General features: G+C 70.2%; 1 protein-coding gene. It reads left to right on the top strand.

Annotated elements, in window-relative coordinates:
- Window positions 1-12: 12 nt before the first annotated feature.
- Window positions 13-1,776 (top strand): biotin carboxylase N-terminal domain-containing protein, encoded by a 1,764-nt coding sequence (locus ABZW18_RS34665; RefSeq protein WP_356195480.1) that lies wholly within the window; start codon window positions 13-15, stop codon window positions 1,774-1,776.
- The last annotated feature ends 21 nt before the right edge of the window (window positions 1,777-1,797 follow it).

Here is a 1,797-nt window from a genome sequence, read left to right as displayed (position 1 = left end):
GAGGGAGCCATCGTGCGCAAGGTGCTCATCGCCAACCGTGGCGAAATCGCTGTCCGCGTTGCCCGTGCCTGTCGGGACGCCGGGATCGGATCGGTAGCCGTCTACGCCGACCCGGACCGGGACGCATTGCACGTCCGCGCGGCCGACGAGGCCTACGCGCTGGGTGGTGACACCCCGGCCGCCAGCTATCTGGACATGGCCAAAGTCCTGGCCGCGGCAGCCGAGTCGGGAGCCGACGCCATCCACCCGGGCTACGGGTTCCTCTCGGAGAACGCCGAGTTCGCCCAGGCCGTCCTGGACGCCGGCCTGATCTGGATCGGCCCCCCGCCCCAGGCCATCCGCGACCTGGGCGACAAAGTCGCCGCCCGGCACATCGCCCAACGCGCCGGCGCCCCCCTGGTCGCCGGCACCCCCGACCCCGTCTCCGGCGCCGAGGACGTCCTGGAATTCGCCCGGGAACACGGCCTGCCCATCGCCATCAAGGCAGCCTTCGGCGGCGGCGGACGCGGCCTGAAAGTCGCCCGCACCCTGGAAGAAATCCCCGAACTCTACGACTCCGCCGTCCGCGAAGCCGTAGCCGCCTTCGGCCGCGGCGAATGCTTCGTCGAGCGCTACCTCGACAAGCCCCGCCACGTGGAAACCCAGTGCCTGGCCGACAGCCACGGCACCGTCGTGGTGGTCTCCACCCGCGACTGCTCCCTCCAGCGACGCCACCAAAAACTCGTCGAGGAAGCCCCCGCCCCCTTCCTCACCCAGGCCCAGAACGCCGAGCTCTACCGCGCCTCCAAAGCCATCCTCACCGAAGCCGGCTACATCGGCGCCGGCACCGTGGAATTCCTCGTCGGCACCGACGGCACCATCTCCTTCCTCGAGGTCAACACCCGCCTCCAGGTCGAACACCCGGTCACCGAAGAAGTCACCGGCATCGACCTGGTGCGCGAGATGTTCCGCATCGCCGACGGCGAAAAACTCGGCTACGACGACCCACCCGTGCGCGGCCACTCCATCGAGTTCCGCATCAACGGCGAGGACCCCGGCCGCGGCTTCCTGCCCGCCCCCGGCACCGTCACCCGCTTCTCCCCACCCACCGGCCCCGGCGTCCGCCTGGACGCCGGCGTGGAAAGCGGCTCGGTCATCGGCCCCGCCTGGGACTCCCTGCTCGCCAAACTCATCGTCACCGGCGCCACCCGCCGCCAGGCCCTCCAACGCGCCGCCCGTGCCCTGGCAGAATTCACCGTCGAGGGCATGGCCACCGCCATCCCCTTCCACCGCGCCGTGGTCACCGACCCCGCCTACGCCCCCGAGCTCGGCGGCTCCGCCGCCCACTTCACCGTCCACACCCGCTGGATGGAAACCGAGTTCGCCAACACCATCGAGCCCTTCGCCGCCCCCGGCGCCGACGAAACCGAGACCGAGACCCGCGAAACCGTCGTCGTCGAGGTCGGCGGCAAACGCCTGGAGGTCTCCCTGCCCTCCTCCCTGGGCGTGGCCGCCGCCCCCGCCGCCGGCACCAAAAAGCCCAAGCGCAAGACCGCCAAGAAGGCCGGCTCCGCCGCCTCCGGCGACGCCCTGGCCTCCCCCATGCAGGGCACCATCGTCAAAATCGCCGTCGAGGACGGCCAAGAGATCAAAGAAGGCGACCTCGTCGTCGTCCTCGAAGCCATGAAAATGGAACAACCCCTCAACGCCCACCGCAGCGGCACCATCAAGGGCCTCACCGCCGAAGTCGGCGCCTCCGTCACCTCCGGCGCCCTCATCTGCGAAATCAAGGACTGACACCACCTCAACCCACAACCG

The sequence above is a fragment of the Streptomyces sp. NPDC004647 genome, assembly GCF_040609575.1.
Lineage (GTDB): Bacteria > Actinomycetota > Actinomycetes > Streptomycetales > Streptomycetaceae > Streptomyces.
The sequence above is the reverse complement of the archived record's forward strand: the minus strand, read 5'-3'. Positions and strand labels throughout refer to the sequence as shown.